General features: G+C 61.1%; 8 protein-coding genes. 6 read left to right on the top strand and 2 right to left on the bottom strand.

The features are described 5' to 3' along the window. The coding region (locus CWO89_RS40185; protein ID WP_130583804.1) for a DUF736 domain-containing protein at window positions 1-279 on the top strand (279 nt) is incomplete at its 5' end. Between the two features lie 63 nt (window positions 280-342). Beyond that, window positions 343-489 carry a hypothetical protein gene (locus CWO89_RS46415; protein WP_165421522.1) on the top strand — a complete coding sequence of 49 codons (147 nt, stop codon included), beginning with the start codon at window positions 343-345 and terminating at the stop codon, window positions 487-489. A gap of 45 nt (window positions 490-534) precedes the next feature. On the opposite strand, the gene CWO89_RS40180 is transcribed toward CWO89_RS46415, so the two are convergent. Together CWO89_RS40180 and CWO89_RS40175 are read right to left on the bottom strand one after the other, a co-directional pair. Further along, window positions 535-813 (bottom strand): HU family DNA-binding protein, encoded by a 279-nt coding sequence (locus CWO89_RS40180; RefSeq protein WP_130230127.1) that lies wholly within the window; start codon window positions 811-813, stop codon window positions 535-537. Window positions 814-924: 111 nt separating this feature from the next. Further along, window positions 925-1,182 carry a WGR domain-containing protein gene (locus CWO89_RS40175; protein ID WP_130230129.1) on the bottom strand — a complete coding sequence of 86 codons (258 nt, stop codon included), beginning with the start codon at window positions 1,180-1,182 and terminating at the stop codon, window positions 925-927. Window positions 1,183-1,567: 385 nt separating this feature from the next. On the opposite strand from CWO89_RS40175, the gene CWO89_RS48540 reads away from it, so the two are divergent. From CWO89_RS48540 to CWO89_RS40155, 4 genes are all read left to right on the top strand, one after another. Next, a complete protein-coding gene (locus CWO89_RS48540) occupies window positions 1,568-1,768 on the top strand; it encodes a hypothetical protein (protein WP_130230131.1) in 201 nt (66 codons plus the stop codon). A 490-nt stretch (window positions 1,769-2,258) separates the two neighbouring features. Beyond that, window positions 2,259-4,295: a DNA/RNA non-specific endonuclease gene (locus CWO89_RS40165; protein ID WP_245476793.1), complete on the top strand. Its 2,037-nt coding sequence runs from the start codon at window positions 2,259-2,261 to the stop codon at window positions 4,293-4,295. A gap of 57 nt (window positions 4,296-4,352) precedes the next feature. Further along, on the top strand, window positions 4,353-5,291 hold the full coding sequence (locus tag CWO89_RS40160) for a S1/P1 nuclease (RefSeq protein ID WP_130230134.1): 939 nt from the start codon (window positions 4,353-4,355) through the stop codon (window positions 5,289-5,291). Between the two features lie 20 nt (window positions 5,292-5,311). Further along, the coding region (locus tag CWO89_RS40155) for a hypothetical protein (protein ID WP_207234667.1) at window positions 5,312-5,551 on the top strand (240 nt) is incomplete at its 3' end.

The raw sequence follows: 5,551 nt of genomic DNA, 5'->3' as shown, positions 1-5,551 counted from the left end.
AACGGATTTTCTGGCGCCATCAAGACTTTGAACCTCAACGTCAAGGCCAAGCTGGTCCGCGTCGAGAACCCCTCCGAGAAGGGACCGCACTTCCGCATCTTCGCGGGCGCGAGCGTCGAATTGGGCGCTGCCTGGCAGAAGGTCTCCAACGAGGGCCGCGACTACCTCTCGGTCAAGCTGGATGACCCGAGCTTCCCCGCTCCGATCTACGCCACCCTGATCGAGGTGGAGGGCGAGGAGGGCCTGCAGCTGATCTGGTCCCGGCCGAACCGGGACTGAGGCTACCGCCAGAGGGCTCCGCCGCGAGGCGGGGCCTTCTTCCTTTCAATCGGAGACGCCCTCATGACCGTCGACACCATTGAGGAATTGCGCGCCGAGCTGCGGGAATGCCTGTTCACGGCCGCGGAGCGCAAGGCGATCGAAGCCGAACTGGCCGACCTCATCCGTCAGCGCAACGAAGCACTCGCGGCCGAAGAGGAGGGGGCGTAAGCCCCCTCGTCTAGCGACTTACGGCACGAAGTGCAACGGCTCCGCTCATCCGTTGAGGACGTCCTTGATGGCTTTGGCTGGCGTGAAGGTGAGCTTCTTGGAAGCCGCGATCGCGATCGTTGCGCCGGTCGACGAATTACGGCCCTCGCGGGCAGGGGTGTCCTTGACCTTAAACTTTCCGAAGCCGGCGATGCTTGTCTCGGCCCCGCTCGCGGCTGCATCGGCGATGGCCTTGAACACGCCGTCGACAATCGCTTTCGCCTGTGTCTTTGTCAGGCTGTTCTCAGCGGCGATCTTCTCGGCAATCTCATTGGCGGTGGTCATGGAACAGGCTCCGTCTTGCTTCGATTTTCTTCCGTCTGACACCAAGACCGCCGGACGAATAGAGCCAGACATCGGAAGCGGAGCCATAATCCCCGGAAAACTGACGAAACTTTAGACTTTCTCCTCAGCAGAGGCGTATCCGCGCCTGCGCTTGGCGCGCTCCAGCCGTCCGAATGCTTCGCCCGCTTCTGCACTGGCATCGAAGGTCTGCACCATCGTTCGGCCGGTCGTGCCGATCCGGCCCCAGTTGCGGATCAGCGAGATCCCGCCGAACAGGGTCGGCTGGATCGAAAGCAAGTAAAACCGCCGCATGTTGCGGGTGGCGTCGATGCGGCGAAGGTGAAGCGGACTTGGCTCGAGGTTTGGCATGCCCGGATTCTCGCTTCCTGCGGAAGCGAGGTCCAATGATTTTTATGAATCGATCAGGGTTAACGATTCATTTTCTCGATACCTCAGCCACACCATGGTTGCACAATCCCTCCCATCGTCGCGCAATCCCTTCCTGCACAAGCGTTCCCCGATGGATCGGCGCGGACATGCCACTATTGTGCCCGAGACCATCGATGACAGTTGCTTCTGTGCCACCGGCTAATCTCCATGAAAATGGCACCTCTCCGGGCGCATCAGCGTCACGTCCCCGGTCGGAGCCTTTTATTCAACTAAAGCGAAACAGCGTCGAAGGTTTGAACAGACATCTCTTTGTCGCGTGTTCGTCAGCTTCTTCTATTGCTGTTGTACCATTGGGAGATTGAAGATGTTCGATGCTGCCACAACTGCGCTTCTACGGTCGGTCCTCGACGAAGTCTGTGTGAGCCTTTCGCGCTACGAGACGGGCGCTCGCACCCATGTGGCTTCAAAGATACTGGAAGCGGCCAGCACGGGCGAGAAAACGCGTGACCGCCTTAAACGGATCGGTCGCGAGGCTCTTTCCAAAGCTCCGACGATGTGTCGATAGAGGCGGGAAGCAGGATATTGCTATTTGACGTGACCAGGGTTCAAGCTTGGAAGCCAAATGGCTGTGAGGCCGCCGCTAAGCGTCAACGGGCTATGCGTTCGTTTCTTGGTTTTTGTCGAGCGAGCTTGACGGCGCGCGCGCCATATGTAGGATCGGCAATCAAAGATTGCAGACAAATTTTTTATCGGAATTTATTGCGGGGCGGGTAATGTCTGGGCACCCGGAGAGGCCGGCACTTTCATGACATCGCGAGCGTTCAGACGGAAACGCGACGGTTTTTCCGCACGATCTCTAGTGGACCGCCGGATGCGGCGCGCTCCTGACGGCATTTGTGACGGTGGCATGACGTCGAGATGTTCGAACCTGCGGAGCGCTGCCGCGTCCCGAGGTCGGCTCGACGTGCTTTCGATCGGGACGGGCTGACCCCATGGAAATCAATCAGACGCGGTTTCGGAATGTAGTTGAGCAGACGCGCGAAGATCGCGATCGCGTGCGCAAGCTCGTGGAAGGCAAGCAGTGGCGCCAGGCCGAGCCGGACCGTGCGCGCATGGCGATGTTCAACTTGCGGGCCGCGCGGCAGGCCATGCCTCGAGGCGCGGAGGCCGTGCAGGGTCCTGACGACATGCAGACGTCGTGGTTCCTGCCGGGCGGCGCGACGGCGCGGCGGGCAATCGCGTTCGTCGAGGCGACGGCCGGAGGCAAATGGACGGCCGGCACAGGCTTCATGATCAGTCCCACGCTTTTCATGACGAACCAGCACGTGATCCAGGACGAAGCCGCTGCCCTTTCGGCACAGATCACTTTCGATCGGGAAATGGGCGACGACGGATCAATGCGGCCCACCACCGTCTTCCGTTTGGCGCCCGAGCGCTTCGCCCTGTTCTCGCAGCAGGAGGAACTGGACTACGCCCTCGTCGCGCTTGGGCGAAAGGTGGCTGGCGACGGCGATCCGAGAGACTTCCGATATTGCGTCCTGTCCGATCGGCCGGACAAGCACGTGATCGGCATGAACATGAATATCGTGCAGCACCCGAACGGTCTGCCCAAGATGATCGCCATCCGAAACAACATTTTGCAGTACCGGACGGAGCGTACGCTTCTGTACGAGACCGACACCGACCACGGTTCGTCGGGAGCGGCGGTCTTCAATGATGCGTGGGAGCTCGTTGCGCTTCATCACTTCGGGGAGCCGTTCCTCGAACGCAAGGATGAGAACGGCAATCCCATTCCGACGAACGTCAACGAAGGCGTGCGGATCAGCGCCATCTATCGACATCTCTCGGACAGGCTCGCCAGTCTCGACGGGGAGCGTCGCGACCTATTGCGGGCCGCGCTCGATCTGTCGAAAACGGCGCTCGAGCAGACGGGCGGAAGGCGACTCTCGCCGCCGCATCCCTCCGCGGATGCACAAGAGAGTCTGGTAATCGGGGAGGAGGGCGTCATGGCCAGCGAAGCGGGTGGGAACGAGATCAAGGTGACGATTCCGATCGAGGTGAGTGTCCGGGTGGGCGGAAGCTACGCGACCGCCGCATCGATCGCGCCAGCGCCAGCTCCCCAGAAAGCGCTCACGCGAGCGGCGGAAAAGATATCAATTGATCAGGACTATTCGAATCGCGACGGCTACGACCCGCGGTTCGTGCATGGCGTAACGTTTCCTCTGCCCACGCCGGTCGGCAAACTGGCGAAGCAGATCGCTCCCTTGAGGACCGGCGAACAGAACGCCGAGGCCGGTGAACTGAAGTACGAGCACTTCAGCATCAAGATGAACAAGGCCAAGAAGATGGCTCTCTTCACCGCAACCAACATCGACGGCAAGAGCTTCCTGAACGTGGATCGCTCTACGGGAGAAGTCACCAACGGCGCCGAAGGAGAGACGTGGTACGGGGACCCCCGCATCAGCGCGAGCTTCTTCATCGACCAGACCTTCTATTCTGGTTGGTCCAATCTCTTCGACAGGGGCCATCTAACTCGCCGGGTGGACCCTGACTGGGGAAGCAAGGATCAAGCCGAACGCGCGAATGCGGACACCTATCATTTCACCAATTGCACCCCGCAGCACTTCCGCTTCAACGAGAGCACCAAATTCTGGCAGGGCGCCGAGCAATACGTCCTCGAAAACGGAGCCATCTCGGAAGAGACCGCGAACCGCATCTGCGTCTTCCAGGGACCGATTTTCGACGACAAGGTGGATCTTTGGGCTGACGCCACCCAGATTCCGTCGTCGTTTTTCAAGGTGATCGCCTGGAAGGGCAAGAACGGCGTGAAATCAGTCGGGCTCGTCGTCGATCAGCGTCAACTGCTGTCCGAACAGCGCAAGGGAGGCATTCCGCCGAAGCCGCCGGCCTTCGTCGACGTCTCGCAATGGCGTGTCGCCATCACCGAGATCGAACGCCGGACCGGCCTGGACTTCGGCGATCAGGTCGGGTCGGCCGATACTTTCGAGACCAAAGATCAGCCTGTCGTAGGCGAGGCGCGGCCGGCGATTCCGGTGAAATCCGAGTCCGATCTTCTACCTCGGAACCTGTAACGATCGCGATACCGGAGCCGACGTGTCATCCACTGGGCGAATCGCGGAGGAACGCGCATGAAGAAAGCCGCTTTGATAGCGTTGTCCTGCCTCGTCGCGCTCCTGCCCGACCCGGCGTCCGCGTGGTGGGACGAAGGCCATATGCAGATCGCCTATCTGGCCTACAAGCGGCTGGATCCCGCGATCAAGGACAAGATCGACGGCCTGCTCAGGCTCAATCCCGACTATCAGGTCTGGACGTGCGGTGCGCAGGACGAAGCTTCCCGAAGGACTTATGCCTTCGTCCACGCGGCGACGTGGGCCGACGACATCAAGACGAAGAGCGATTACCGGGAAGATCGCATTACGGACGCGACCGCCGGGCAGAACGTAGCTTACGACAAGCTGAAGCACAGCTATTGGCACTATGAGGACATATTGTTCTCGCCGGACGGCACGACACTGCCCGCACCGGATCCGGTCGATGCCGCGAAGATGGCGAAGACCATGATCGCTACGCTGCCCGCAGCTTCCGGCGCCTCCGATCAACTCCGTTCCTACGACCTCGTCTGGTTGCTGCACCTCGTCGGGGATCTCCATCAACCGCTTCACGCGATCGCCCGCTATACCGCCGAGCTTCCGCACGGCGACCGCGGCGGCAACGCCGAGATGGTCGTCCCGGCCACCGGCGAGACGATCGCGCTGCACGCCTATTGGGATCGTCTCTTCGGCGGATATTCTTCTGTCTTCGGGGCCATCTTCGACGCTGACGACCGGGGTGGTCTCGGGTCGGTCGCGGTCGATGCCGATGCGGAGAAGGTGCTCGATCCCGATCGATGGGCGCAGGAGAGCTTCGAGGCCGCAAAGAGCTTCGCGTACGCCCAGCCGGTCGGGCTCGGACCGGCCGCGGTTCAACTCACGCGCGACTACGAAACGAACGCACGAAACACCGCCCGCAACCGCGCAGCCCTTGCCGCTGCAAGGCTCGCAAGATTGCTAGACACGGCGCTTCGCTAGACCTCAAATGGAGAACTTGGATGCTGCCGACGATGCTTCAGAGGTTGTACGCAGCGTCCGACCTCCTCGATGGATTCAATCCGTTCGACGAGTTGGGCTTCACGCTCACCCGCGACTTCGAGGTGTTCCGGCAATTCGTGTCCGACGGAGGACCCGTGCCGTCCGCTCTGGAGACGCGACTGTCGCAGGCGCGGCACGACGCGACGATCGCCGATGCCCTCAAGAGATTTCTGAAGGACGTTGGCCGGCCGCTCGTGGGG

Source organism: Bradyrhizobium sp. Leo170 (genome assembly GCF_004296405.1).
Taxonomy (GTDB): domain Bacteria; phylum Pseudomonadota; class Alphaproteobacteria; order Rhizobiales; family Xanthobacteraceae; genus Bradyrhizobium.
The sequence above is the reverse complement of the archived record's forward strand: the minus strand, read 5'-3'. Positions and strand labels throughout refer to the sequence as shown.

Coding starts and splice junctions, on each gene's coding strand:
- CWO89_RS46415 (WP_165421522.1), top strand. CDS start 343: ATGACCGTCGACACCATTGAGGAATTGCGCGCCGAGCTGCGGGAATGC.
- CWO89_RS40180 (WP_130230127.1), bottom strand. CDS start 813: ATGACCACCGCCAATGAGATTGCCGAGAAGATCGCCGCTGAGAACAGC.
- CWO89_RS40175 (WP_130230129.1), bottom strand. CDS start 1,182: ATGCCAAACCTCGAGCCAAGTCCGCTTCACCTTCGCCGCATCGACGCC.
- CWO89_RS48540 (WP_130230131.1), top strand. CDS start 1,568: ATGTTCGATGCTGCCACAACTGCGCTTCTACGGTCGGTCCTCGACGAA.
- CWO89_RS40160 (WP_130230134.1), top strand. CDS start 4,353: ATGAAGAAAGCCGCTTTGATAGCGTTGTCCTGCCTCGTCGCGCTCCTG.